Source organism: Streptomyces dangxiongensis (assembly GCF_003675325.1).
Lineage (GTDB): Bacteria > Actinomycetota > Actinomycetes > Streptomycetales > Streptomycetaceae > Streptomyces > Streptomyces dangxiongensis.
Window position 1 is genome coordinate 1,832,687 of sequence record NZ_CP033073.1, and the last position, 25,392, is coordinate 1,858,078.

Below are 25,392 nucleotides of genomic sequence, written 5' to 3' on the forward strand. Positions count from 1 at the left end.
GCCACTTCGGAACTCCTCCAGCCGCTCAGGTGGGTGACCAGTCCTTCAGGCACCACATGAGTACCCGCCTTCCGGCAGCACAGACGCTCCGGCGGCAGCCATGAACCCCTCCCTGGTCCTCGCAACGGTCCGCGCCTGGCGCAAGCGGAAGAGCGCCGTGGTCCCGCGACGTCCGCGCGGGTCGTCGCTCCGGGATGTGCGCCTGCCAACCACGTGTCGGCATGATCGCCTCCGCTCCAGAGGTCGTCGCGCCGCGAGCCGGGGTTCGGTGTCTCGACGACCGGGAGCCGGCCCCTCTGACCGCGGAACGGGGCGGCCGGGAGGACGACAGGACTCCCCGGTACCCCTCAGCGGCCGTGCAGGCCTCAGCGCGGCACCGAATCCGTGCGTGGTCGCCGCCCACGTCGGGCGGTGGAAGTGCCCCTCGGAGCACGGGGCGCCCACAACGGAACAATTCCGGACACGTACTCCTGTTTCGAATGTGCGACACGCGGTACTCCGACAGCACCCCGTCATCCTGGCGGCGTTTCCGGTTCTCCTCCTGACCGGCCCTTCCGCAGAACCGTCAGGTCCGACCGTCGGATCCCTGCGGCCGCGACAGGCAGTCAGCCGCACGGGGACCCTCCCGCCGAAGGACATCAGCAGGTGAGGGCAGAACGAAGACGGACCCCTGAGTACCACCGCATTGAGGATCACCATGCCAGAATCGCCCTCGCCGGTCCCCGCGCTGAACAACCGCAGTCTCGACGCCTCTCCCGGCGGTCAACTGGAAACACCCGGTTACGACCGGACGCGCATCGAGCCGGCCGTCGTGCACTTCGGCGTGGGCGGTTTTCACCGTGCTCATCAGGAGGTCTATTTCGACCAGCTCGCGGAGCTCGGTTTCACCCGCTGGGGAGTGATCGGCGTCGGGATGAGGCGGCCCGAGATGGGGCAGGTCCTCGACGCGCAGGACAACCTGTTCACCGTGGTCCAGCGGGACGGTGACGACTGCACGGCCAAGATCATCGGGAGCATGGTCGAGTACCTGCTGCTGACCGAGGAGAGGGCGCGGGTGGAGGCACGTCTGGCCGATCCGCGCACACGACTGGTGACATTGACGATCACCGCCGACGGCTACACCCTCCCCGACGACCCCGAGATGGCCCGCGACTCGGTGTTCGGGCTGATCATCGACGCCCTGGACAGGCGGCGCCATGCCCACCACGCCCCGTTCACCGTGCTGTCGTGCGACAACCTGCCCGACAGCGCCGCCGCCACGCGCGAGGCGGTCATGACCCTGGCCGGCCGGCGCGATCCCGCACTGGCCCGGTGGATCGAGGAGCGCGTCTCCTTCCCCGGCAGCATGGTCGACCGCATCACCCCGGCGACCACCCCCGGCGACCGGGACGAGATCCAGGAGGACTTCCAGGTCGGCGACCGCTGGCCGGTGATCACCGAACCGTTCACCCAGTGGGTGATCGAGGACGACTTCTGCAACGACCGGCCCCCGCTGGACCGTGTCGGAGCGCTCTTCGTGGACGACGTCGCGCCGTACAAACTCATCAAGAGCCGGCTCCTCAACGGCGTCCACTGCGCACTGGGCTACGTCGGGTACCTGGCCGGTCACCGCAGCACCGACCAGGCCATGGCGGACCCGGTCGTGGCCGGCTTCGTCCAGCGGCTGATGCGCGAGGAGATCGCCCCGCTGCTCCCCGCGGACATCCCGGGCATGGATCTGGGCACCTACTGCGACACCGTGCTGGAGCGTCTGCGCAACCCCAGCATCGGGGACCAGCTTGCCCGGCTCTGCCGCCGCGGCTCCACCAAGATGCCCGACTACCTGCTGCCCTCCCTGCACTGCGCGCACGCCCAGGACCGGCCCCGCACCCGGCTGGCCTTCGCCGTCGCCGCGTGGATGCGCTTCCTGCGCGGAGTGGACCTCGACGGCGCCCCGATCGACGTGCAGGACGCCCGTGCCGAGGAACTGCGGGAAGCCGCCCTGCAAGGCGGCGACGACCCAGCACCGCTGCTGGCCGTCACGGACATTTTCGGCGACCTCGCCGATGACGCCGACAGTGTCGCCGTCATCCGCAACTCCCTGGCCGGCGCGTTCGGCAGCGGCGAGAGCCTGCGAACCGCACTGGCCTCGCCGGCCCGACCCGCCGAGCGACCTGTCACCCCTCGATCGCAGGAGCCCCATGAGCATCCCCGACCTGACCAGCGTCACGACACTGCTGCTTGACGCGGACGGCACCCTGTTCCCCTCCGAAGAACCCGCGTTCGTCGCCTCCGCGACGGTCACCCGGGACTTCGCCCACCACTTCGGCCTGACAGGGGACTTCTCTCCCGAACACCTGCGGCTCACCACCACGGGCAGCAACTTCCGCACCACGGCCCGCAACCTCGCCGAACGCCAAGGCGTCCACCTGGACGCCGCCGAGCTGGAGGCATGGGTGGAGCGCGAGAAGACCGAGGTGACGGCCTACCTGGGCCAGGTCCTGACACCCCGGCCGGACGTGGTGGCGGCCGTGTCGGCGCTGGGCCGCCGCTACCGGCTGGCCGTGGTCAGTTCCAGCGCCCTGACGAGGCTCGACGCGTGCTTCACCGCGAGCGGCCTGGGCGGACTGCTGCCGGCGGACCGCCGTTTCAGCGCGGAGGACAGCCTGCCCGTACCCACCAGCAAGCCCGACCCGGCCGTCTACCGGTTCGCCCTCACCAGGCTCGGTGTCGCCCCGCACCAGGCGCTCGCCCTGGAGGACTCCGCGACCGGAGCGGCGTCCGCCGTCGCGGCGGGCATCGCCACCGCCGGCCTGGTGCAGTTCGTGCCGGCGGGCGAGCGACCCGGCCGGATCGAGCAGTTGCACGACGCCGGGGCCGCCTGGGTGCGGCCGAGCTGGGGCGAGCTGGCCTCGGACCTCGTCGGTGACGCGGTGCGGGTGGCCACGTGAGCGGCGGCGGGCGGGCGGGCGGCTACACGGTGCCCACCTTCCGGGCACCGCCCGGACGGGCCCGGCGCCAGCACGTGGACGGCAACGGCTCCGCCGCCGGGCCGCCACGCGCGTCGCGTCCCCGCTCGATGCTCGGGTACCTGGTGATGCCGCGGCCCAAGGACGCCGTCAAAGGGCTGCTCATGCCGTTCACCTTCCTCCTGGCCGCGACCGCCGGCGCGGACGTGACGGGACGGACGGCGGTTCGGGCACTGATCGTCTGGGGAGCCCTGGAGCTGCTCGTCTATCCCGCCCGCTACCAGTGGAACGACATCCGTGGGTTCGTCGCCGACCAGCACCATCCCGCCGAACGGGACCGCGGCCGGCTGCCCGGACCGATCGAACGCGTCCGGGCCCACGTCACCGCGAGCTGTGCGGTCGCGGTGGCGCGCCTGGCGGCCGTCGCGGGCCTGGCCCTGGCCCTGCCGGGCCTGGATCTGACGGGCATTCTGTCGACCGTCACCGCGGCGGTCTTGGGCGTGGCCGTCGTCTACGAGGCGCTGCGCGCGCGGGGCACGGGCCGGACCGGAACGATTCCGCCGCCCGCCCGCCCGGCCGTGGTCGCCCTGTGGGTCGTCGTCGGCGCCGGCTACACGGTACGCGGTATGACCGGACTGGCACTCGCGGTGGACCTGGGCCGGCGCCCGACCCTCGCGGTGTCGGCGGCCGTGGCGCTGTGGGCGTTCGGCATCGCGTTCGTCACCAGCAGATGGGTCCTGGAGAGCCTGGCGTTCGCCGCCTCGGATCACGGCAGGCTGACCTGGACGGCGCGGGCCGATCAGGCCCGTGAACACCTCATGGCGCTGGCACGCTGGCTGCCGTCCCATGCCGATGCCGCCCCGGCCGACTGGGCGCCGCTGCGCCGTCGCACCTCGCCGGCCGCCCCGTGGAACCTGGCGCTGCTGGTCGCGGGCACGGCGTCCACTGTGACCGGATCCCTGCTCGTCACGCCCGCCTCGGCGGGGCACGCCCTGGTCGCAGCCGCACTGGGTGCGGTCACGACCACGGCGGCGATCCTCCTCCCGGCGCCGCGACCGGTGATCGTTCTCTCCGGCGGCGTCCTGCAACTCCTGGTGCTGATCCTCACCGCGCAACCGCGCCCACTGGCGGCCCTGTTGCCCTGGCTGGCCGTCATGGCCGCCCATCTCGTCTTCAGCAGCCGTTCCCTCCACACGATCGGGGTGCTGCCCGGACGTCTGCGTTCCCTGGCGGCGGCCCCGTGCGCCGCTCTCGCCCGGGCGGTGGTCGGGCGGGCCACCTGGGACGCCCTACGGAAGGACACCGGTGAACCTCGATGACCTGTTGAGCCTCGCTCGCGACGCCGCCCGGGCGGGTTCGCGTACCGCCGTCTCCTGGCGAGGTCACGCCCACCAGCTCCTCATCCAGGAGAAAGCGGGCCCCGACGACCTGGTCAGCCAGGCGGACCGGGACACCGAGCACGCCGTCCGCGCCGTACTGGCCGAGCACCGGCCGCACGACACGGTCCTGGGAGAAGAGGAAGGAACCACCACGGGCCGCAGTCGAGTGCGGTGGATCATCGACCCGATCGACGGAACCACGAACTACCTCTACGGGCGCCCGGACTGGGCGGTCAGCGTGGCCGCGACCGACACGGACGGAGACCGGCTGCTCGCCGGCGTGGTCATCGAACCCGCTCTCGGACTGCTGACCGAGGCCCGGGCCGGCACCCGCACCCTTGCGAACGGCACACCGGTCACTCCCCTGCGCCAGCACGACCTCGACCGGGTCCTGGTGGAACTCAACTTCGGCCGGCCCGGACAACGCCCCCTGGCCGGCCCCGCGGTCAGCGCTCTCCTGCCGCGGGTGCGCGACCTGCGCCGCGGGGGCAGCGCGGCGGCCGCCCTCGCCCAGGTCGCCACCGGCCGCGCGGACGCCCTGTGGGCACCCGGACTGCAGCCGTGGGACTGCGCCGCGGGAGTCCTGCTGGTCCAGCAGGCCGGCGGAACAGTCGGTGACCTGACCGGCCCCGCCCCCGGCACCTGGCCCCGAAGCGGCGACGTCCTGGCAGCCCCGCCGGCCCTGTGGAAGTCCCTCCGGACCCTTCTCACCCCGGTCTACCCGGCGGCCGAAGCGATGCGGACCGGTCGGCCGGACAGCGATGACGCGAACATGGCGGGACGGGCGTGAGGGGTCACCTCCCGGCGGGTGGCTCCGCGACACGAATGATCGTGCGGCCGGGGACGCGCTGTCGCGGGGTGAAGGCGGCGACTGCCTCGGCCAGCGGCCGGACCGCTCCGACCCGTACCCGGAGCCGGCCGTCCCGCAGACGCCGGGCGAGGTCGGCGAGGCGTGCGCGGTCGGGTTCCACGACGAAGAAGAGGGCCCGCCCGTCGTCGGGGCGCACGGTGGGCGGATGGGCGATGGTGACGAGCGTGCCGCCGGGGCGTACGAGGGCGGCCGAGCGGTCGAGGATGTCGCCGCCGATCACGTCGAACACGACGTCGGCCTGGCCGGCGTCCGCCAATGGGCCGGCGTCCAGATCGAGGAACGCGTGTGCGCCCAGGTCGAGGACGGTGTCCCGGTCGGCGGAGCGGCCCGTGCCGACCACGTGGGCTCCCGCTTCGTGAGCGAGCTGGACGGCCATCGAGCCGACCGCGCCGGCGGCGCCGTGAATCAGGACGGTCTGGCCGCTGGTGAGACGGGCGTGGTCGAACAGGCCCTGCCAGGCGGTCAGTCCGGAGATCGGCAGCGCGGCGGCCACCGTGTGGTCGACGTCGGCGGGGAGCGGGGCGAGGTTGCGGGCTTCCACGGCGACGTACTCGGCGAGCGAGCCGTCGCGGGCCCAGTCGGTCGGTCCGAAGACCCGCTGACCGACGGTAAGGCCGGTCGTTCCGTAGCCGAGTTCCGTCACCACCCCCGAGACCTCGTGTCCGGGCACGCTCGGAGTGCGGTCGCGGCCCGCACGGTCGGCCCAGGTCGCGGGCCAGCCGAGTTCGCCCCGGGTGAAGCCCGCGGCGTGCACGCGCACGATGACGTCGTTCTCGGCGGCGTGGGGATGGGGAAGGTCCTCGAGGGCCAGCCCCGTGACCCCGGCCTCGCGATCCCGGACAGTGACGGCTTGCATGAGCACTCCTTTCCTGGCGTGTGGGTGGGACGCAGGACGCGGACACGTCAGCGGACCTTCGACGCGGAGCCGTCGCCGCCCGGGGATGAGCGACATCTGTCAGCCGCCGCCGTCGCAGCGGGACGGCCGCCGCGGACCCCGGACCGTCGGCGCGCCGGAGGCGGCGCGCCGGCTCGGACGACGAGAGGCGGCGAGAATGCAGCGGTTGCATCCCGATCCTGGCCACTGTCGGATCACCGCGGCCAGGGAGCGTCCATGACGCGCTCCACCATGGACGTACGGCGGAATCCGGGAACGAAATGTTCCAGGACGTCCGCGTTGACGGTCCCGTAAGTGGTGTCCGGACGGTCTTCGAGGCCGTCGACGAATGCCTGCAGGAATTCCTTCTTGAAATCACCGCGCGGATGAGCGGCGACGATCTCGTCCAGTTGGCCGCCTTGCAGCCTGTCCAGGCCCCAGCCGACCGCGTCGGTCAGTACGCCGTAGTTCGTGGCAGCGACCTCGGGGTCCATCCGGCCGGGAATCCCCGGCGTCGTGTGCAGGGCGATCGCCCTCCAGACCACCTCGGCGGCGCTCTCGGGGAAACCGCGGTCGAGCAGGAACTTCCGCGCGTGGTCGGCGCCGTCCAGCTCGAAACGCTGCCGCGTGTCGGAGAACGGGATCGAAAGGCCCGCGTCATGGAACATCGCCGAGATGTAAAGCAACTCGGGATCGGGCCGGAGGTCCAGCTCACGCGCGTGCAGGGAACCGAAGAGAAATACACGCCGGGAGTGGTGGAAGATCAGGGGATTCGTCCTCTCCCGAAGAAAGTCCGTGGCCTCCGCGACAGCCGAGGTCCCGGGTATTTCCACCCCTGCGATGATATCGGTCATGGTGTCCGTGCTTTCCGATGCGACGTGTGACGAGTGGACGCTGCGTCCGTTCTCCACGGTGCCGACCACGCGGCCCTCCCCGCCGCCTCGGTCCGGCCATGAACCACTCGAGTCCGGTCACCTCAGGATGGGCCTGTGAGCCACGACACGCATCGGGTGGCGATCCTCGTCCACGACGGGGTCGGACCGCTGGACGTCGTCGGCCCGGCCGAGGTGCTCGGGGAAGCGAATCTGCCGGGCGCCGACTACCGGATCTCTCCGGTGTCGACCACGGGCGCCGACGTCGCCTCCTCGATCGGCGTGCGGATCACCGATGTGCGCGACGGTACTGGTGCCCACGGTGCGGGCGGCGGCCTTGTGATCGCTCCACCACTGGGCAGACTGCTCGTCGGCGCGGACAGTTCACCGGCCAGCTCGATCGGACGAGGGTCCTCGGGATACCTCGCCGCCTCCATCCGCGCCTGTGCCACGGCGATCAACGCCGAGCCCCCGAACAGCCCGCGATGGGAGCGGCGGCGACGGGGCCAGCAGCCCCGCCAGATCGCCGGCGCGGCCACCCGCAGCAGCGGCACCCGCGTGGTCCCCGGTGACGTCCTCGGCTCCGGCACACGGTCGTCCCCGGCCCCGATCACGTACCGCTGCCGGCACCAGGAGTCCCGCAAGCCGGTACCTGTCCGGTGACGCCCCCCGGCCCGGAGATCCGGGCCGGGGGGCGTCCCGGTGATCAGACCGTTGCGGTGTGTCCGGTGATCGGGCAGGTGCCGGCTGCCGGTGCCGCGAAGGCGGCGGTCCTGGCGGCGGGCGCCGTTCCGCCGATCTGCTGGAGGATCTCGTCCGACAGCAGGTCCTCCTTGCCCTTGAGGGCGTCAGCGACCTTGAGGTCGGCGTTGAAGACCATCTCGGCGGCCACGTTGTCCTGGACGATGCGCGCCAGATTGTCCAGGGCCACGGCGATCGGGTCCGAGGGGGTCTGCACGGTGGGCAGGTCGATCAGGTGGGTGGCCGCCTTCGCCTGGTTCATGGTGCGGCGGATGATGATGGACGCCTGGTTCAGTTCGGACGTCGTCCAGATCGACAGCACCGTGACGTACAGGTCGCTCCACGCCTGCTCACCGATCAGCGTGCGCCACCGCTTCATCAGCCCCTCGATGCCGTTGATCTGCGCGGTGGCGGCGAAGGTCATGTTGACGCGGATGGACGGGTAGACGGTCGCGGCGAACCGGTTGAACGCGACCATGTCGAACGACCCCGCCTTGACGATGGTGTCGATGAACTTGACGGCCTCGGTGAGGATCCGGGTGCAGGAGGCGTCAAGGTCGGCCGGGAGGTTCGCGGTGGGCAGCATCGTGAGTGCCGAACCCAGCGTGGTGCGGTAGCTGTTGAGCGGGGTGATCCAGCCCTTGTCGCCAGGGGTCCTGAACGCGACCATGTCCAGGTCGTGCGGGTCGATGCGCGCCGCGCCCGGGATGTTCGGCACCTGGTCGGCGAGGTAGCCGGCGAGCACCGAGTAGATGCCCAGGGGAACGTGCGCGATGGACTTGGCCAGTTCGAAATACTCCGGAACCGGGTTGACCGTCTCGATCTGCACCCCCTTGTTGATCAGGGTGAAGCGTCCGCCGACAGCGTTGTTCTCGACGACCACGACCGGGCTGAGGTACTTGACGAGTTCGGCCTTGAGGGACGCGTAGTTGGCGCGCATCCCGGCGTTCACGTTGCGTATCGCGTTCCGTGCCGCTTTCTCGTCGGTCGCGGTCACCGCGGCCGACGCGTCGGTCGCCGCTTGGGTCTGTACGAGGAGTGTGGCTGCCCCTGCTGCCGAAACGGTACCCAGAAATCCTCTACGAGTTGCCATGCCCCGTCTTTCCATAGTGGGTGATCGGTGTTCTGCGGGGTGGGGGGAAAGATATGGGGGGATTCAGGGTGGGTGGACAGGCGTGGGGGGAAGTTCGAGACTCACCGGACGTGGTCCGGCCGTTCGCCGGCCCAGGCGGTTCGGCCGGACCGTCTGCCGGACGCCGGTCTCAGGTCAGGGACTTCTGTGACGGCACCACGACGCCGTAGAGGTCCTGGATCGTGGCGAGAGCGGCTTCGTGGAGCTGCTCGGAGGGTATGCCGTTCGGGTTGCCCTTCAGCGGCAGCGGCCGGGTGGCCGAGGCGTCGGCGACCACGGTCGGCTGGTAGCCGTTGAGGAAGGCGCCCTGCGCCGTGAACAGGACACACATGTTGGTCATGAACCCGGCGACGATGACCTTCTTGTTGCCGGCCTTCTTGACCTTGTCGGCGAGATCCGTGTCGTGGAAGGCGTTCGGAACGCTCTTGACGACGACCGGCTCCCCCTTGGCGGGCTTGAGCGTTGGGATGATCCGGCCCGCCTTCGACTTCAGGTCGTAGCCCTTGTCGACGATGTGGATGACCGGGGTCCCCGCCTTGCGGGCCCGCTTCAGCAGGGCCTGCGCGTTGGCCAGGGCGGGCCGCCACCCGTCGAGTTCCATCACGCCGTCGGTGTAGGTGTTCTGGTAGTCGACGAGGATGAGGGTCGCGTCGGACAGGCTGGCCGGCGTCTCGTCGAAGCCGTTGAGTTCCCTGAGCGTCGTCGTGCCCTCGGCGACGTTCCTCGGAGCGACGGAGGCCGAGGGCCCGCCCTTGGGGGAGGCGGCCTCGGAGGTTCCGCCGCACGCGGCGACGGTGGCCGCGAGAACGGCGGCGGTGCAGAGCGCGAGGGCCGGACGCAGCGGCTTCATCAGGCGAGGTCCTCCTGGGACGCGACGACGACCCCGTACAGGTCGGCGATGGTGGCGAGGGCGCTGAGGTGCACCTGGTGGGCGTCCAGTTCCGTCCCCGCGACCGGCAGGGAACGGGTGGCGCTGGCATCGGCCACGACAGTGGGCCGGTTGCCGCGCAGGAAGGCTCCCTGAGCGGTGAACGCCACGCACATGTGGGTCATGAAACCGGCGATGACGAGGTCGCTCCTGCCCGCCTCGTCGACGAGCCGGCCCAGGTCGGTGCCGTGGAAGGCGTTGGGGGCCTGCTTGACGACCACGGGCTCGCCGTCGGCCGGCGCGACGCTCGGGTGGATCCGGCCGATCTCGGCACGGATGTCGTAGGGCGTGCCCTCGCCGCCGTCGTTGACGACGTGGATGACCTCGGCGCCCTCCCGGCGGGCCCGCTCCAGCAGCCGGGCGGCGGCGTCGAGGGCGGGCTGCCAGCCGTCCAGCTCCATGACGCCGGTCGTGTAGGTGTTCTGATAGTCGATCATGACCAGCGTCGTATCGGCGAGCTTCGCGGGGGTGTCGTCGAGGCCGTTGAGCTGACGCAGCGTCGTTCTGGGCATGAAGTACCACCTGAGAAAAGGGAGTTGGAGGAGCAGCGCACCGGTGCGGCGGCCTGCGGGTATGACGCTATGGCCCAGCACACGCGTCGGCAATGTCGTCTAGCATGCAGAAAACGACATCGCCGTCGCCGGCCAGGGGGGCTCGTGCACACCGTCGAACGACTGATCGTCATCGTCCTCTTCGAGGGCGTCGACCTGCTCGACGTCACGGGGCCACCGGAGGTGTTCTCCCTCGCGCGACGGGAGACGGAGGAAGCGGCGGGCTACGACGTGGCCCTCGCCGCCGAGACCATGGACCCCGTCGTCACCGCCGCCGGGGTCCGTGTCCTGCCCGACGTCACCTTCGAGGAGCTGACGACGAGGAGCATCGACACGCTCATCGTGCCGGGCTCGGTCGAGGTCGACAGCCATCGCCGCGTGCACGCGCTCGTCGATCCGGCCGTGGTGAAACGGGTGGTCCAACTCGCCCCCCGGACCCGGAGGATCACCTCCGTGTGCGTCGGAGCGCACATCCTCGCCGCCTCCGGACTCCTCGACGGCAAACGCGCCACCACCCACTGGTCGACCGCCCAGCAGCTCGCCGCCGACCACCCCGCGGTCGAGGTCGACTCCGACCCGATCTTCATCCGCGAGGGAAACGTGTGGACCGGCGCGGGGATCAGCGCCTGCCTCGACCTGTCGCTCGCGCTCATCGCCGACGACCTCGGCGAAGCCGTCGCGCTGCGCGTCGCCCGGCAACTGGTGATGTACCTCAAACGGCCGAGCGGCCAGAGCCAGTTCAGCGTCCCGCTGGAACAGGTCTCCGCGACCCGGCGCATCGAGGAACTCCGCCACCACATCCTGCGCCACATCGCCGAACCGCTCACCGTCGCGCACCTCGCCGAACACGCCCACGTCAGCGACCGGCAGCTCACCCGGATCTTCAAGACCGAGCTGGGCACGACCCCGCACGCCTATATCGAACTGGTCCGCGTCGAGCGGGCCCGCAACCAGCTCGAATCCACCGACTCCACCCTCGAACGCATCGCGACCGCCTGTGGGTTCGGCACCGTCGACACCCTGGTCAGGGCCTTCCGCCGCAGACTCGACACGACGCCGACCGAGTACCGGCGCCGATTCCGGACCACCCCCGGGTGAGCGCCGCGGCGCGCGCCCATCGCGCGCCGCGCCCGGGGTGACCCGTCCGGGACCGGCAGATGTTCGGTGGCCGCCGCGTCGTGCGCGACCTCGGCCGCGCCGGCCGCCCGGCCGCCGTCCTCGCGGGCCTCACGGGTGCGGTGTCGTCTCGTGCAGCACGAGGAGGGCGATGTCGTCGGTGCGCTGCCAGCTAGTGCCCGCCTTCCCTACGAGGGTGTCGATGAGGGCCTCCAGGTCCCCCGTATCGGCCTGGGCGAGATGGTGTGCGAGGGCGATGATGGAGTCCTCCAGGTCGGCTCCCGGTCGTTCGACGAGGCCGTCGGTGTAGAGGACCAGCATGAGCCCGGGAGTGAGCGGGATCTCGGTGACGGGGAAGGCGGCCTCGGGGTCGATGCCCAGGAGCGGTCCGGGCGGCACGTCCAGGGGCCGGGTGCCGCGGCCGGGCAGCCGCACGACCGGCGGTGGATGGCCGGCGCTGGCCAGGGTCACCCGGCGGCCGGCGAGGTCGAAGTGGGCGTAGAGGCAACTGGTGAAAAGGTCCGGGCAGAGATCGGTGACGAGCCGGTTGGTGCCGGCGAGGACCTGGTCCGGGGTGGTGCCGAGGGCCGCGTGGGCGTGGACGGCGGTACGGACCTGCCCCATCAGCGCGGCGGCTGCCGCGTCGTGCCCCTGGACGTCGCCGATGACGGCCGCGACGGCACTGTCACCGAGAGGGATGAGGTCATAGAAGTCGCCGCCGATGTCCATGCCCCGGGTGGCGGGCAGATAGCGGGCGGCGACCCGCAGGCCGGTGACCGCGGGCAGGGTACGCGGGAGCAGCGCCTGCTGGAGGCCGTGGGCGAGGTCGCGTTTGGTGTCGTAGAGGCGGGCGCGGTCCAGGGCCTGGGCGATGAGGCCGGCGAGCGAGGTCAGGACGGCGCGGTCCTCGGCCGGGAACACGCGGGGTTCGTCGTAGGAGAGGATGCAGCAGCCGACGGGCCGGCCGGAGACGATGAGCGGCAGGAAGGCCCAGGCCTGCTTGCCGCTGACCACGGAGGCCTCCGGGTAACTGCGCCGCATGTCCTCCGGGTCGGCGAAGAACGCGGGGACGCCGCTGCGCAGGACCCGTCCGACCGGCGTGAACACGGTGTCCAGGGGCAGGCCGTCGAGACGCTCGACGCTCTCGGGGTCGTAGCCGCGGTACCCGGTGATCCGCAGCCGCCCGGCGTCGGCGGCGGACAGGACCAGGGACTGGGCGCCGAAGGCGGGCATGATCTGGTCGGCGACCAGGTCGATGACGTCCTGGACGCCGACGACCTCGGTCAGCGCGGCGGCCAGGTGCATGAGCTGGTAGAGGCGGCCCGCGCGGGTCGCCGGGGTGGTGCGTGAGGAGTACGGGGACGCCGGCGAGGGCGGCCTTTCACCGCCGCTGGGAACGATACGGACGCTGATCCCGCTGACGTCCGGGTAGAGGTGGAAGTCCAGCCACCGGTCGGGCGGGCGGCACGCGGTGAAGACGACGGGCTCGCGGCTGATGACCGCGGCGCGGTAACGGTCCTCGTAGACGGGTTCGTCCAGCCAGCGCAGGGACTGCCACGGCAGCGTCCCCAGCAGGTCGCCGGCCTCCCGGCCCAGCAGCTCGCAGGCTCCCGCGCTCAGGTAGGTGAAGTTCCCGTCCAGGTCGAGAGCGCAGCTACCGCCGGGAAGGCGCTCCACGAAGTCCGCGGCGGCCATCTCCGGGCCCGCGGACCGGCGCACCCGGTCGGGGGCCAGCACGCGCGGCCGGTCGCCGGGGACCGGGAACGCCCCGTGGTCGACGGCCTCCTCGATCAGCCGGGCCAGGCGTCCGCAACTGGACGCGATGTGTCCTCGCTCCCGCTGGGTCATGTAGGGCGGGCGGGCGGCCGGCCACATCAGCAGGAGTGCCCCCCATCGGCGGATGCCGGTGACCGGCGCGGCGGCCAGCGCGAGCGGGTACGGCAGCGCCATCGCGGTACGCGGGTAGCCGCGCGCCATCTCCTCCTGGCTGGCCACCCACACCACGCGGTCATCGCGCAGCGCGTCGGCCACCGGCGCCGGTGCGGTGACCGGGATCCTGGTCCACGGGACCGCGAAGTCGGCGGGCGCGCCGTACAGCACGTCCAGGCAGAGCTGCTGTCCGTCCGGGGTGAGGAGGTAGAGAGCGCCGATGGTCGCGCCCGCCCGGCGCACCGTCTCCGCGAACGCGGCGTCCCGTGCCTCCGCGTCCGTGGCCTGACCACCCGCACTCGTCACGAGGCGCCTCCAGCCTGGCAGCGGCGACTCCGGGAAGCCACCACGCAGGGGCTCGGGCCGGACCGCGCGGGACACCGCCGGTGACGTCAGCCCCTAGGGGGACGCTACCGCCCCGAGCGCCGGACGGCACGCCGTCCCGCCCCCCGCGACCGACGGATCTCGGGAACTCCCCGCTCCCCGGTGGTCGGGGGGCGACACCGCTGGGACGTCACCCGGCATCCGACACCGGTCACCCGTCACCCGGCCCCGCCGCCCAGGGCCCCCGAGGGTCCCCGGGCACTCAACCGGCCCCGCAGCGTCCCCCCGGCATCCCACCGGACCCACAGAGCCCCCGACACCAGGCCGCACCCACAATGTCCCCGGCACCCGGCCCCACCCGCAGCGCGCCCTTCACCCGGCCGGGGCCGTTGCCTCGCCCGGCAGGTGGTCGGGGGCGGGGGCGTGGGTGCGCCACGGGATGCGGAAGGCGCTCACGGTGACGATCAGCGCCGACACGGCGACGGTGGCCATGCCCGCGGTCAGGTTCGCCGCGCCGGCGACGAAGCCGATCAGGGCGGGGCCGGCCAGCAGGCCCGTGGTACCCATCGCGGCGACCAGCGCGAGAGCGCCGGAGCCGTGTCCGGCCGCCGCCACGTACACGCACGGAGTGATCGCGGCGGCGCCGAGGCCGACGCAGGCGAAGCCGAGGAGCGTGGGCACCACTCCCCCGGTGAGCAGGGCGAGGGCCAGACCGGCGGCGGCCACCGCGCTGCCGGCGCGGACCACGGGTCCGTCGCCCCAGCGGCTGCGCCAGCGGTCCGCGCGGAGGCGGGCGAGCAGCATCATCACGGAGACGACGGCGATGCCGAGCGGGGCGACGGACGCGGACGCCTTGACGACGTCCTTCAGGTAGAGCGTCGACCAGTCGTTCATGGCGCCCTCGGTGATCGTGCCGAAGGCCATGGCGCAGCCCATGAGGAGGGTCGTGCCGGAGGGGAGGCGGCGGGTGTGCCGCTTCGGCCCGTCCTCGGTCGCGGGGGTCGTCTCACGGTGTGTCAGCAGGCCCGGACGGGCGCCGCCGAGCAGGAGCAGCAGCAGGGCCCCGGCCACCGCGAAGTGGACGGTGACGGAGGTGGTCAGGGCGGTGACACCGGAGGCGAGGAGGGCGGCGGCGAGCAGGCCGCCGCTGAAGGTGGCGTGCAGCAGGGACATGGCCGTACGCCCGTGGGTGCTCTCCAGCGCGGCGCCCTGCGCGTTCATGGCGACGTTGAGGCAGCCGACCGCGACGCCGTCGGCGGCGACGGCGAGCAGCGCGAGCGGGTAGTCGGGTACGACGGACAGGGCGGCGAGTACGGCGATCAGGCAGGCGGCGGAGGCGAGGGACAGGCGCCGGGAGCCGAGCCGTCGCACCAGGACGGTGACCAGCGGGAAGGAGGCCGCCGCGCCGGCACCGCAGGCCATCAGCAGCAGGCCGACCTCGCCGGCGCCCAGGTCGAGGCGGGTCTTGAGCGCGGGCAGGCGGGCCACCCAGGTGCCGTACTGGAAGCCGAGGAAGCAGAACAGCGCCGCGATCGACCACTTGGCGCGGGTGAAGGAGGGTTCGGGCATCACACGGCCTCCCGGGCCTGGTGCGGGCGGGGTGCGGCGGCCAGCGGGGCCGACATGTAGACCGCGTCGCTGCCGTAGCCCGGCGGGACGGGTGCCGCGGGGTGGGTGCGGTAGCCGTTGGCCCGCCAGAACGCCTCCTTGCCGGCGACGGCGACCAGCGACATGGTCGTGAAGCCGCGGGTGCGGGCCACGCCCGTCAGGTGACGGGCCAGCCGGGTGCCGAGTCCGCGGCGCCGCAGCGGGGCGCTGACGACCAGGTCGTGCAGGTGGAGGTTGGTGGTGTGGTGGACGGCGCGCTCGGGGCGGGCCGGGTCGGGGCAGTGCAGCGGCGGGTAGGGCAGGGCGAGGACGTAGCCCGCGAGCCGGCCGTCGAGGTCGAGGACGAAGCAGGTGCCGGCCGAGGCGCGGGCCCGTGAGCGCAGCAGTTCCTCGCCCTCCGCGAGGGAGAGGTCCGCGTACGCCTCGCTCTCCAGGGCGGCCAGCCGCGGCCAGTCGGCCTCGGTGATCCCCCGTATGGGCATGGGGTGTCCTTTCAGTGCCGTTCTTCGGGGGCGTCGGGGACGGTGCCGGGCAGGCAGACGCACGGCAGCGGGCGGATGCCGTTGAACCCCTGGGTCGTGTAGCTGGTGGCGTAGGCGCCGGCGGAGAGGATCCAGACGGGGTCGCCGGAGGCGACGGAGCGGGGGACGGACACGGGGTGCCGGCCGCCGCCGTAGGCGTCGTCGCTGTCGCAGGTGGGCCCGGCGACGACCGCCCGGACACGGCCGGCCTCCGCGTGGTGGGTGGGGAAGACCAGGCGGTGCGTCACCTGGTCCATCTCGTACAGGCCGTTGAACTTGCCGCAGCTCAGGTAGAGCCAGTGCGCGTCCTCGCCGTCCGGCTGCCGGCGCCGGGTCAGCCGCAGGACGTGGGCGCGGACGGCACCGTGGTCGGCGACGAGGTGGCGGCCCGGTTCCATGACGAGGGCGAGGGGTGTGGAGGCGAGGCCGCGCAGGCGGTCGGTGCCTTCGCGGATGACGGTGAAGATCTTGTCGAGGGGCGGGTCGAGGGGGTTGCCGTGGCGGTCCCGGTAGCCGAGTGCGGGCAGACCGCCGCCGAGGTTGACGTGGTCGGGTACGATCCCCCGCCCGGCCAGCGCCGTCAGGGTCCCGGCGAGCGTGTCGAACGCCTCCTGCCAGGCCTCGCCGGTCATCTGCTGGGAGCCGACGTGCACGGACAGGCCGGCGGGGACGAGGCCGGCCGCGCGTGCCGTCCGAAGGACGAGTACGGCGTCGTCGGGGGTGCAGCCGAACTTGCGGTTCAGGCCCCACAGAGCGCCCTGCCCGCTGGTGGCGAGGCGGCAGAACACGCGGGCGCCCGGGGCGTGCCGGGCGATCGCGGTGACGTCCTCGACGCTGTCGGTGGCGAAGGTGCGGACCCCCAGGCGGTGGGCCTCGGCGATGTCGTGGTCGGACTTGACGGTGTTGCCGTAATGGATGCGGCCGGGTTCCGCGCCGGCGTGCAGCGCTTGCGTGATCTCGGCGGGGCTCGCCGCGTCGAACCCGGCCCCGCGGACGGCCAGGCTGCGCAGGACGTCGTCCACGGGGCAGGCCTTGAGGGCGAAGCGGACGCGGGTTCCGGGCAGCTCGGCCAGCAGGGCGTCGTACTGGTGCGCTATGCCGGTGAGGTCGTAGACGATGCGGTCGGTCCCGGCGGTGGCCAGTGCGGCGGCGAGGGCGTCGCCGGGACTGTCACGAACCGCCGCCGCGCGGGGTCGGGTCGGCCGTGGCCGTGCGCGCGGGTCCTCGCGCCCCTGCGGGAGGCTCATGTGCGGGCCGCCTCGACGAGTGCCGGCCAGGCCTCGGTCAGGGCGGCGAAGGCCTCGATGTCCGACTCGGCCTCGTCCAGCAACCGGTCGCGTTCCCCCGCGAGCCGCTCCGCGAAGGCCGCGTACCGGCCGCCGAGTTTGCGGTACGCCGTGTCGACGCGGTCGAGCCGCCAGACGTTCTCGGCCCGGTCCAGTCCGGTGCTTGCGCGCAGCAGGCCGGTGACGGTCTCCGGGCGGACGCGCAGGCCGGTGTCCAGGAGCCGGTCGCCCTCGGCGGCCATCCGGTCGTAGACGTGGTGGAAGTAGAGCATCGACAGCAGGAACTTCACGAACCGTCGCTGGTAGGCGGGGAAGCCGGTGCCGGTGCGGCGTTCGGGGGTGTGGAAGTTCTCGATGTGCCGGTTGTGCAGGATGCCGGGCAGTCCGGCGTCGTGGACGAGGTGGAGGAGGAAGTAGTCGCTGCCGATGGTGTCGGTGGCGGGCGGCAGCGGGACGCGTTCGTAGACCCCCCGGTCGAAGGCGACGTTGCACATGTCGACGCGCATGGGGTCGACCAGGGTGAGGGTGGAGCGGTCCCCGGTGAAGGGTGCGGTGCCGGCACCGGTGAACGACTCCTCGACCAGCGCGCGTCTGCGGTCCTCCGGCCAGTCGCCGGGCGCCCAGAGGCCGACCACGTCGTGGTAGACGGTGTCGTCCAGCTCTCGTATCTCCGCGATGTCGACGGAGAGTTCGCCGATGAAGGAGGCCCCGGCCAGGGAGACCGGGCGGTTGGCGAGTGCCGGGTCGAGGTCGGTGCGGGTGACGGCGGCCGAGGCGTCGGCGGCGGGTCGGCCCAGCCAGGGCAGCTCGTGGTGGACGGGGAACACCGCCTCGTCGGCGTGCAGTTGGTAGGCGCTGTCGGAGTCCCTGCGGTGCACCGAGTGGCAGCCGAGGGACGCGGCCAGCAGGAAGGCGCGGTTGGTGCAGGCGCCGTAGGAGACGGCGGCCGGGAGCATCAGGCGGAGCAGACGGTCCCGTTCGGGCAGGCCGGCCCGCTCGATCGTCCGGCGCAGCCAGGCGCGTTGCCGTTCCTCGTCGAGGTGGTGGACGCTCACGCCGGGCTCCGGGGGCAGGGCGGCGACCGTGCGGGTGTGTCCGGCCCGGGTCCGCTCGTCGGCGGAGTCCAGGACGAGCAACTGGACGTCGGCGCCGAAGTGGCGTGCGGCGTGCACGGCTTCGGCGTGCACGGCGGTGATGGTGGGCGAGCAGGCCCGGTTGGTGGGCAGGGTGAGGCAGACGCGGTTCACCGGTCCCCTTCCGCGGGGGCCCAGGAGTCCAGACCGAGCAGCTTGCGCCCGAGGCCGTTCAGTTCGGCGGGGCCGTAGCGCAGGGCTTCGGGGGTGCGGGCGTCGCCGAGCAGGGTGGCGTTCCAGTCGGGGGTGGCGAGGGTGCGCCAGGACTCCACGCGGGAGTCGCGCAGGGTGGTGTGCTCCTCCAGCGCGGGCATCATCGACACGTACTGGACGGCTCGGACAGCGTTGTCAGAGACATTGGGCGCGACGCCGTGGGCGAGCAGTCCGTTGAAGATGAGCAGGTCGCCGGCCTGGAGGCCGGGGCGGACGACGGGGAACTCGGCGCGGTCGATCGCGGGCCGGACCGGGTCGCGGCCGGCCGGCCGGGCGACGCGCCATTCCTCGAAGCGGCGGAAGAGTTCGGGCGCGCACTGGAAGCCGCCGAGTTCGGGCCGGGTGTCGGTGAGCGCGATGATGCCCTGGACCCGTTGCGGCAGCACGGCGAGGGTGGTGTCGACGTCCCAGTGCAGTTCGATGTCGAAGCCCTCGTCGGTGGGTTCGATCAGGGAGCGTGAACGGGTGTGCCGGTTGGGCGGGTTGAGGTTGAGCCGGTCCAGGGTGACCCATAGTTCCTCGCTGTCCCAGACGTCCGTGAAGGCGTCGTGGACGCGGTGGTTCTGCCGGCTGTTCCACAGGAGCTGGTGGTGGTACGCCTCGACGAAGCCGTAGATGTAGAGGTGCCGGTCCAGTTCGGAGCGGAACTCCGGTTCGGTGTACCAGGTGTCGGGGCGGCCGGGGTCGAGGCCCTGGAACTCCCAGGCGAAGTCGAGCAGTGCCTTGGCCTCGCCGGGGGTGATGGCCTCGCGGACGACGACGTGGCCGTACGTCTGCCAGAAGGCGAGGTCCTCCTCGGACAGCACGCGCAGGGGCTGCGTCTTCTCGAGGTCGCGCAGGGGGGTGGGGGCGAGGTAGGTCTCGCCGTCGGCGCTGAAGTAGGGGCGGCCGGTCGCCGCTCGGTGCAGGTAGGGGGCGGGTGTCTGCATGCGATCACTCCGGGGTGGAACGGGAACACCTTCGGGTCGGGCGTGAGACATGTGCCGGTGGCAAGCGCCGGGGCGCGGGAGGGCTACCGGGTTGCGCGGAAGAGGGGAAGGAGGGGGCCGCCCGCCGTGGGGGCGGGCGGCCCGGTGCGGCCGTGGGTCAGCCGGCGACGACGGCCTCGGCCGCCGCCACGCCGCAGACGCGGGCGGCGCCGTAGGTGGCGATGTGCAGGGCGCCGCGGGGCGGGGCCTGCGGCAGGCCCATCTCGACCACCACGGTGTCGGGGCGGGCGGCGAGCAGGGTGTCGAGCGCGGAGCGCATCCAGTCGTGCCGGTGCGCGTCTCGGACGACGGCGACGATCCGGCGTCCGCCGGCCGCGGCGAGCACGGCGGCACCGGCGCCGTCGCCGGTGAAGGAGCCGGAGGTGCTGCCGGGCAGCAGCCGCTGGAGTTCGGCGGCGACGCCCCAGGGCGTCTGGTCGCCGACGGCGATGTTCGGGGCGGGGTTGAACCGGGCGGTGTAGACGGGTGCGGTGACGGGTGCGGCGGCGCCGGCGCGGGTCACGTTCAGCGCGCGGCGGGCCGCGACCAGGCCGATCTCCGGGTCGGCCGGGGTCCGGTCCGCGTCACCGCGTGCCGCGGCGGTCCAGGCGGCCAGCGTCCGCACCCGGGCGGCCGCGTCGGCCAGCCGCTCCTCGGGCAGTGCACCGGAGCGTACGGCGGCCACGAGCGCGTCCCGGAGGTTGAGCACGGTGCCCTCGTCGCACAGGCCGCCGCCCACGCAGATGGCGTCGGCGCCGGCCGCGATCGCGAGGACCACGCCGTGCTCCAGGCCGTAGGTGCCGGAGATCGCGCGCATCTCCATGCCGTCGGTGACGATGAGGCCCTGGTAGCCGAGTTCGCCGCGCAGCAGCTCGGTGAGGATGCGCCGGGACAGGGTGCCGGGCCGGTCCCGGTCGAGGGCCGGGACGAGGATGTGGGCGCTCATGACGGCCCGGGTGCCGGCGGCGATCGCGGCGCGGAAGGGCGGCAGTTCGCGTGCGTAGAGGGTGTCGGCGTCGACGTCGATGCGGGGTACGGCGTGGTGGGAGTCGACGTTGGTGTCGCCGTGGCCGGGGAAGTGCTTGGTGCAGGCGGCGACGCCGGTGGACTGCAGGCCCTCGACCCAGGCGGCGGTGTGCCGGGCCACGAGGTCGGGGCTCGCGCCGAAGGAGCGGACGCCGATGACGGGGTTGTCGGGGTTGGCGTTGACGTCGGCGGAGGGCGCCCAGTCGAAGTTGACGCCGCAGGCGGCCAGGCGCCGGCCCAGTTCGCGGGAGACGGCCCGGGTGAGGCCGGGGTCGTCGACGGCGCCGAGGGCGTGGTTGCCGGGGAAGGAGGAGCCGGTGCGCACGTCGAGGCGGGTGACGTCGCCGCTCTCCTCGTCGATGGCGACCAGGAGGTCGTCACGTTCGGCGCGCAACTGGGCGGTGAGGGCGGTGACCTGCTCCTCGCTGACGACGTTGCGGCCGAACAGGGCGACGGAGGCGAGGCCCTCGCCGAGACGGCGGCGCACCCAGTCGGGGGCGGTGGTGCCGTCGAATCCCGGCTGGAGCACGGCGAGCGCGTCCCTGCCGAGGGTGTCGCCCGCGGCGGAGCCGCTGTCGGACGCGGTGGTGGGGATGGTGGTCATCGGGGGCGTCATCCCTTCACGGCGCCGTCGGTGAGACCGCTGACTGCCTTGCGTTGCAGGAAGATGAAGAGGATCAGGATGGGCAGCGCGAACAGGGACGAGGCGGCCATCGTGGCCCCCCAGTCGTCGCCGAAGGCGGTCTGGAACTGCGACAGCCACAGCGGGAGGGTCTGCTTCTCGACGTCCTTGTTGAGGATCAGGACGAGCGGGAACTCGTTCCAGGCGGTGACGAACCCGAACAGCGAGGTCGCCATCAGGCCGGGCGCGAGCAGCGGGAAGATCACCTTGACGAAGGCCTGGAAACGGGTGCAGCCGTCGACCATCGCGGACTCCTCCAGCTCCTTGGGCACGGCGGCGACGTAGCCGCGGAGCGTCAGGATGGTCAGCGGAAGCACCATCATGGTGTAGAAGACGGTGAGCGGGACCAGGCTGTCGAGCATGTCGTTGTCGCGGACGAGCATGTAGATGGCGATGATCATGACCTCCCAGGGGGCCATCTGCGCCAGCATGAACGTCACGATGAGACCGCGCCGGCCCCGGAACCGCATCCGGGTGAGGGCGAACGCCGCGAACAGGGCGATGACGAGCGAGAAGAGCACCGACAGGACCGTGACGGTGACGGAGTTGAGGACCAGGGTCCAGAAGTGGTCCGCGTCGACGGCCTTCTCGAAGTGGGAGAGCGTGGCGTGCGTCGGGAACCACACCGGGTCGTCGGCGATGATGTCGCCGGTCGGCTTGAAGGCCGTCGCGAACATCCAGTACACGGGGAACACGAAGCCGGCGAAGAGGACGACGGCGGTCGCGTTGGGCCAGATGCGGCCGATGAGCGAGCGCTTCACAGCTCGTCCTCCTCTTGCTTGAGCACCATGCGCAGGTAGTACGAGGTGATGGCGAGCAGCACCAGGACGGTCAGGAAGGAGATCGCCGCGCCGAGTCCGAAGTGCTGGTTGCCGACGCCCTGGACGTAGGCGTAGATCGGCAGGGTCTCGGTGAGGTGGTCGGGGCCGCCCTCGTTCATGGCGAAGATCTGCGCGAACGACTTGAAGACCCAGATGACTTCGAGGAACGTCGTGGCGTACAGGAACGGCCGCAGGAAGGGCAGGGTCACGGAGGTGAAGTTCTGCCAGGAGCCGGCGCCGTCCAGGGAGGCGGCCTCGTACAGCTCCCTGGGGATCGTGGTGGTGGCGGCGTAGAGGTTGATCGCCACGAAGGGGATCGACTGCCAGACGATGAGCAGAGTGACCACGGCGAAGGTGGAGAACTGGGTCTCCAGCCAGTTGTGGTCGGCCATGGAGTGCCAGCCGAGCTTGTCCAGCACCCAGTTGACGACGCCGAAGCGCTGGGCGAACAGCCACTGGTAGACGGTGGTCGCCGCGATGATCGGCATGGCCCAGGCGAGGACGAGGCCCACCATGAGCAGCAGCCGCATCTTGCTGCCGAGCCGGGCGAGCAGCAGCCCGATCAGGGTGCCGAACACCATGATCAGGACGACGTTGACGGCGGTGAAGACGACGGAACGCTCGACGACGTGCCAGAACTCCCCGCCGGTCAGCACCTCCCGGTAGTTGTCGACGCCGTTCCACTCGGTGAGGTGCTGGATGAGCTGCCGCGGGTTGAGGTTCTGGAACGACAGCATGCCGTTCTTGACCAGCGGCCAGCCGAGCAGCACCAGGGTGGCCAGCAGCGCGGGCAGCAGGAGCAGGTAGGGGGCGGCGGCGGCGCGCCGGGACGGGGTCCCGGCCGAGGTGCGGTCCTCACCTGGCGGCGGGGCCGGTACCCCGGCCTTGCGGACAGCGGGCTCCCCGGCCGTGTCCGTGCCTTCGGTCTGCACTGACATGAGTTGTCATCTCTTCCGTGGCCGTACGAACGACTTCCTCGGCCGTGCGCACGGCAACCGGGCCGTGCGCACGGCACAGGTGAGCCGGGGGCGCCGCCTCGTGGCGCCCCCGGCGCGGGTCTAGTTCTGCTGGGCCAGGCGCTTGTTGATCTCGCCCTCGACCTGCTTGGCGGCGTCCGCCGGAGACTTACCGTTGAGCACGGCGGTCATGTAGGACTTGATCGGGTTGGGGCTGTTCTCCACCGCGCCCCACTCGGGGATCAGCGGGGTGGTGCCACCGGCGGCGGCGCCGGGAGCGGCGGCCTCGGCGACGGCGTTGCCCTTGAGGTTGCTCTCCAGGGCCTGCTTGTTCGGGATGACGCCGTTGAGCTTGGCCAGCTCGCCCTCGTACTGGTCCGACAGGGCGATCTTCAGGAACTCCTTGGCCAGGGCCTGCTTCTTGCTGCCCTGTGCGACGGCGAGGTTGGAGCCGCCGAGGAAGACGCCCTCGGGCTTGTCCGCGCTCTCGCCGGGGATGGTGAAGTAACCGAGGTCCTTCTCGATCGCCTTGTTGGCGGTGACGGCGGTGCCGGCCTCCCAGCCCATGCCGATGAAGGCGCCGGTCCTGCCCTTGGCGAAGACCTCGGCCTGCTGCGGGGTGGCCTCGTCCTTGTCCTTGGGGGCCTTGGAGTAGGAGGCGTACTTCTTGTAGATCTCCATGGCCTTGGCGACCTTCGGGTCACCGAGGTTGGAGACGTACTTGCCGCCGTCCTTCTTCACCAGGTCGGCACCCTGGCCGATGGTCAGGCCGTCGAAGAAGTACCAGTTCTGGCCGGGCAGGTAGAGCGGCTCGGCGTCGGTCTTCTTGCCGATGGTCTCCAGGTCCCGGAAGAACTCGTCCCGGGTCTTGGGGGTGTCCTTGATGCCGGCCTTCGCCCAGATCTTCTTGTTGTAGATGACCACGCGGTTGGCGAAGTACCAGGGGGCGGCGTACTGCTTGCCCTCGTAGACCGAGGACCGGGAGACCGACGGCGTCCAGTCGGCGCCGATCTCCTGCTTGAGGTCGCTCAGGTCGGCCAGGCCGCCGGTGGCCGCGTAGGCCGGGGTCTGGGTGTTGCCGACCTCCAGCACGTCCGGCGGGGTGGACTCGGAGAGGGCGGTGGTGATCTTCTGCTGGATCCCGTCCCACTTCTGCGTCTCGAACTTCAGCTTGGCGCCGGTCTTCTTCTCGAAGGCGGCCGTGACGTCCTTGGACCACTGGTCCGGCGTCGAGCCGTCCATCGCCCAGACCGTCAGGGTCTGCCCCTTGAAACTGTCCGGCCCCGCGTTCTTGCCGCTGTCGTCGCCGTCGTCTCCGCCGCACGCCGACACGGAGACCATCATGCCCGCGATCACGATCGCGGCCGCAAGCTTGCGCTTCACGCCACCCTCCTCAGGGATGCCACTAATCCCCCCACGCCCTCGGCGGTGACCTGCGTACGACGCTGTTGCACGTAGGGCTCGGGACCTGGCCACGAATGGTGTAGACCAGTACCGGGAGCTTGGCCTAGACCTTTTGGAGTGTCAAGGGTGGTTCGGAAAGCCGGTCCGGGCCGTTACGAGAAAGACACCGGAGTGCGTCCATCCGCATTCGGCCGCGTTCGCCCGGACGGGCCAGTTGGACTAGACCATAAGGCAGTTGGTCGCTATAACGGGAGCCCATCGACACAGCCGGGAAGGCAGGCATGACCACCGACGTCAGCAGCGCCCAGCCGCACAGAGGCGCACCCGGCCGCACCGCGCGCGTGCCGAAGTACTACCGGATCAAGCAACAGCTCCTCAGCATGGCCGAGGCGCTCCAGCCCGGTTCGGCCATGCCCGCGGAACGGCTGCTCGCCGTCCGGTTCGACACCTCGCGGACCACCGTCCGCCAGGCGCTCCAGGAACTCGTCGGCGAGGGCCGGCTCGACCGGATCCAGGGCAAGGGCACCTTCGTCGCGCAGCCCAAGCTGTACCGCACGCTCCAGCTCACCTCGCACACCGAGGACATGCGGGCGCAGGGCCTCACGCCCGCCTCGCAGACGCTGGACGTCGGGGAGGTGCCCGCGGACGAGAAGCTGGCGGGCCTGCTCGGCATCGGGATCGGCGAACGGGTGCTGCGCATCGAGCGGCTGCGGCTGGCCAGCGGCGACCCGATGGCGATCGAGACGACCCACCTGTCCGTACGGCGCTTCCCCGGCCTGCGCCGTTCCCTGGCCGGCTGCCCGTCGCTGTACACGGCACTCGCCGAGGTGTACGGCGTCCATCTCGCCGAGGCCGACGAGACCATCGAGACCTCGCTGTCGACACCGCGCGAGGCGCAGTTGCTCGGCACCGACGTGGGGCTGCCGATGCTCCTGCTGTCCCGGCACTCACGGGACGCGGAGGGCTCCCCCGTGGAGTGGGTGCGCTCGGTGTACCGGGGCTCCCGCTACAAGTTCGTCGCCGCCCTGCACCGGCCGGGCGCCCCGGTGGTCCGGCGCAGGACGGTCCCCGCGGACCGGGACGGACTCGGCCACGCCTGAACCGGACCG

The 25,392-nt window shown here is 71.8% G+C and carries 22 protein-coding genes; 7 read left to right on the top strand and 15 right to left on the bottom strand.

Translation table 11 applies throughout. From position 1 onward, the window contains the following. The first annotated feature begins 697 nt into the window (after positions 1-697). From D9753_RS08095 to D9753_RS08105, 4 genes are read left to right on the top strand one after another with little or no spacing between them, the layout of a single operon-like run. The gene (locus D9753_RS08095) at positions 698-2,224 is read left to right on the top strand and encodes a mannitol dehydrogenase family protein (protein WP_121786383.1); all 1,527 of its coding nucleotides are present in this window, start codon (positions 698-700) and stop codon (positions 2,222-2,224) included. Next, positions 2,181-2,930, top strand: coding sequence for an HAD family hydrolase (locus D9753_RS08100; protein ID WP_121786384.1), 750 nt, complete (start codon positions 2,181-2,183; stop codon positions 2,928-2,930). The genes D9753_RS08095 and D9753_RS08100 overlap by 44 nt, the downstream gene beginning before the upstream one ends. Next, entirely contained in the window at positions 2,927-4,267 is a 1,341-nt protein-coding gene (locus D9753_RS36440) for a hypothetical protein (RefSeq protein ID WP_163010651.1), read from the top strand. Before D9753_RS08100 ends, D9753_RS36440 begins: the two co-directional genes overlap by 4 nt. Then, complete coding sequence (locus tag D9753_RS08105; protein ID WP_163010652.1) at positions 4,254-5,117, top strand: inositol monophosphatase family protein; 864 nt, start codon at positions 4,254-4,256, stop codon at positions 5,115-5,117. The genes D9753_RS36440 and D9753_RS08105 overlap by 14 nt, the downstream gene beginning before the upstream one ends. 4 nt (positions 5,118-5,121) lie before the next feature. On the opposite strand, the gene D9753_RS08110 is transcribed toward D9753_RS08105, so the two are convergent. After that, the gene (locus D9753_RS08110) at positions 5,122-6,054 is read right to left on the bottom strand and encodes an NADP-dependent oxidoreductase (RefSeq protein WP_121786386.1); all 933 of its coding nucleotides are present in this window, start codon (positions 6,052-6,054) and stop codon (positions 5,122-5,124) included. Positions 6,055-6,287: 233 nt separating this feature from the next. Next, a complete protein-coding gene (locus D9753_RS08115) occupies positions 6,288-6,926 on the bottom strand; it encodes an HD domain-containing protein (RefSeq protein ID WP_163010917.1) in 639 nt (212 codons plus the stop codon). A 135-nt stretch (positions 6,927-7,061) separates the two neighbouring features. Between D9753_RS08115 and D9753_RS38960 the strand changes: the two genes are divergently transcribed. Next, a complete protein-coding gene (locus D9753_RS38960; protein WP_338057969.1) occupies positions 7,062-7,607 on the top strand; it encodes a type 1 glutamine amidotransferase family protein in 546 nt (181 codons plus the stop codon). Between the two features lie 43 nt (positions 7,608-7,650). On the opposite strand, the gene D9753_RS08130 is transcribed toward D9753_RS38960, so the two are convergent. The 3 genes from D9753_RS08130 to D9753_RS08140 all read right to left on the bottom strand — a co-directional run bounded on the left by D9753_RS08130 (position 7,651) and on the right by D9753_RS08140 (position 10,257). After that, on the bottom strand, positions 7,651-8,682 hold the full coding sequence (locus tag D9753_RS08130; RefSeq protein WP_338057970.1) for a hypothetical protein: 1,032 nt from the start codon (positions 8,680-8,682) through the stop codon (positions 7,651-7,653). 265 nt (positions 8,683-8,947) lie between these two features. Further along, entirely contained in the window at positions 8,948-9,667 is a 720-nt protein-coding gene (locus D9753_RS08135; protein ID WP_121786387.1) for a cysteine hydrolase family protein, read from the bottom strand. Next, on the bottom strand, positions 9,667-10,257 hold the full coding sequence (locus D9753_RS08140; RefSeq protein WP_121786388.1) for a cysteine hydrolase family protein: 591 nt from the start codon (positions 10,255-10,257) through the stop codon (positions 9,667-9,669). The genes D9753_RS08135 and D9753_RS08140 overlap by 1 nt, the downstream gene beginning before the upstream one ends. A gap of 144 nt (positions 10,258-10,401) precedes the next feature. Between D9753_RS08140 and D9753_RS08145 the strand changes: the two genes are divergently transcribed. Further along, positions 10,402-11,394, top strand: coding sequence for a GlxA family transcriptional regulator (locus D9753_RS08145; protein ID WP_163010653.1), 993 nt, complete (start codon positions 10,402-10,404; stop codon positions 11,392-11,394). Positions 11,395-11,523: 129 nt separating this feature from the next. Here D9753_RS08145 and D9753_RS08150 read toward each other — a convergent pair whose 3' ends face one another. The 10 genes from D9753_RS08150 to D9753_RS08195 all read right to left on the bottom strand — a co-directional run bounded on the left by D9753_RS08150 (position 11,524) and on the right by D9753_RS08195 (position 24,262). Beyond that, positions 11,524-13,647, bottom strand: a complete 2,124-nt coding sequence (locus tag D9753_RS08150) for a SpoIIE family protein phosphatase (RefSeq protein ID WP_121786390.1) — start codon at positions 13,645-13,647, stop codon at positions 11,524-11,526. 390 nt (positions 13,648-14,037) lie between these two features. Next, complete coding sequence (locus tag D9753_RS08155; protein WP_121786391.1) at positions 14,038-15,234, bottom strand: MFS transporter; 1,197 nt, start codon at positions 15,232-15,234, stop codon at positions 14,038-14,040. Continuing rightward, the gene (locus D9753_RS08160) at positions 15,234-15,755 is read right to left on the bottom strand and encodes a GNAT family N-acetyltransferase (protein WP_121786392.1); all 522 of its coding nucleotides are present in this window, start codon (positions 15,753-15,755) and stop codon (positions 15,234-15,236) included. Before D9753_RS08160 ends, D9753_RS08155 begins: the two co-directional genes overlap by 1 nt. An 11-nt stretch (positions 15,756-15,766) precedes the next feature. Continuing rightward, positions 15,767-17,041, bottom strand: coding sequence for a type III PLP-dependent enzyme (locus D9753_RS08165; protein WP_121786393.1), 1,275 nt, complete (start codon positions 17,039-17,041; stop codon positions 15,767-15,769). Then, positions 17,038-18,327: a DUF6271 family protein gene (locus D9753_RS08170; RefSeq protein ID WP_121786394.1), complete on the bottom strand. Its 1,290-nt coding sequence runs from the start codon at positions 18,325-18,327 to the stop codon at positions 17,038-17,040. Before D9753_RS08170 ends, D9753_RS08165 begins: the two co-directional genes overlap by 4 nt. Then, positions 18,324-19,355 (bottom strand): phytanoyl-CoA dioxygenase family protein, encoded by a 1,032-nt coding sequence (locus tag D9753_RS08175; RefSeq protein ID WP_121786395.1) that lies wholly within the window; start codon positions 19,353-19,355, stop codon positions 18,324-18,326. The genes D9753_RS08170 and D9753_RS08175 overlap by 4 nt, the downstream gene beginning before the upstream one ends. A 157-nt stretch (positions 19,356-19,512) precedes the next feature. Next, entirely contained in the window at positions 19,513-21,024 is a 1,512-nt protein-coding gene (locus tag D9753_RS08180; protein WP_121786396.1) for a glycoside hydrolase family 3 protein, read from the bottom strand. Positions 21,025-21,032: 8 nt separating this feature from the next. Then, on the bottom strand, positions 21,033-21,863 hold the full coding sequence (locus D9753_RS08185; RefSeq protein ID WP_121786397.1) for a carbohydrate ABC transporter permease: 831 nt from the start codon (positions 21,861-21,863) through the stop codon (positions 21,033-21,035). Continuing rightward, a complete protein-coding gene (locus tag D9753_RS08190; protein WP_121786398.1) occupies positions 21,860-22,861 on the bottom strand; it encodes a carbohydrate ABC transporter permease in 1,002 nt (333 codons plus the stop codon). The genes D9753_RS08185 and D9753_RS08190 overlap by 4 nt, the downstream gene beginning before the upstream one ends. Before the next feature lie 120 nt (positions 22,862-22,981). Continuing rightward, positions 22,982-24,262 (bottom strand): extracellular solute-binding protein, encoded by a 1,281-nt coding sequence (locus D9753_RS08195; RefSeq protein WP_121786399.1) that lies wholly within the window; start codon positions 24,260-24,262, stop codon positions 22,982-22,984. Between the two features lie 302 nt (positions 24,263-24,564). Between D9753_RS08195 and D9753_RS08200 the strand changes: the two genes are divergently transcribed. Then, a complete protein-coding gene (locus D9753_RS08200) occupies positions 24,565-25,383 on the top strand; it encodes a GntR family transcriptional regulator (RefSeq protein WP_121786400.1) in 819 nt (272 codons plus the stop codon). The last annotated feature ends 9 nt before the right edge of the window (positions 25,384-25,392 follow it).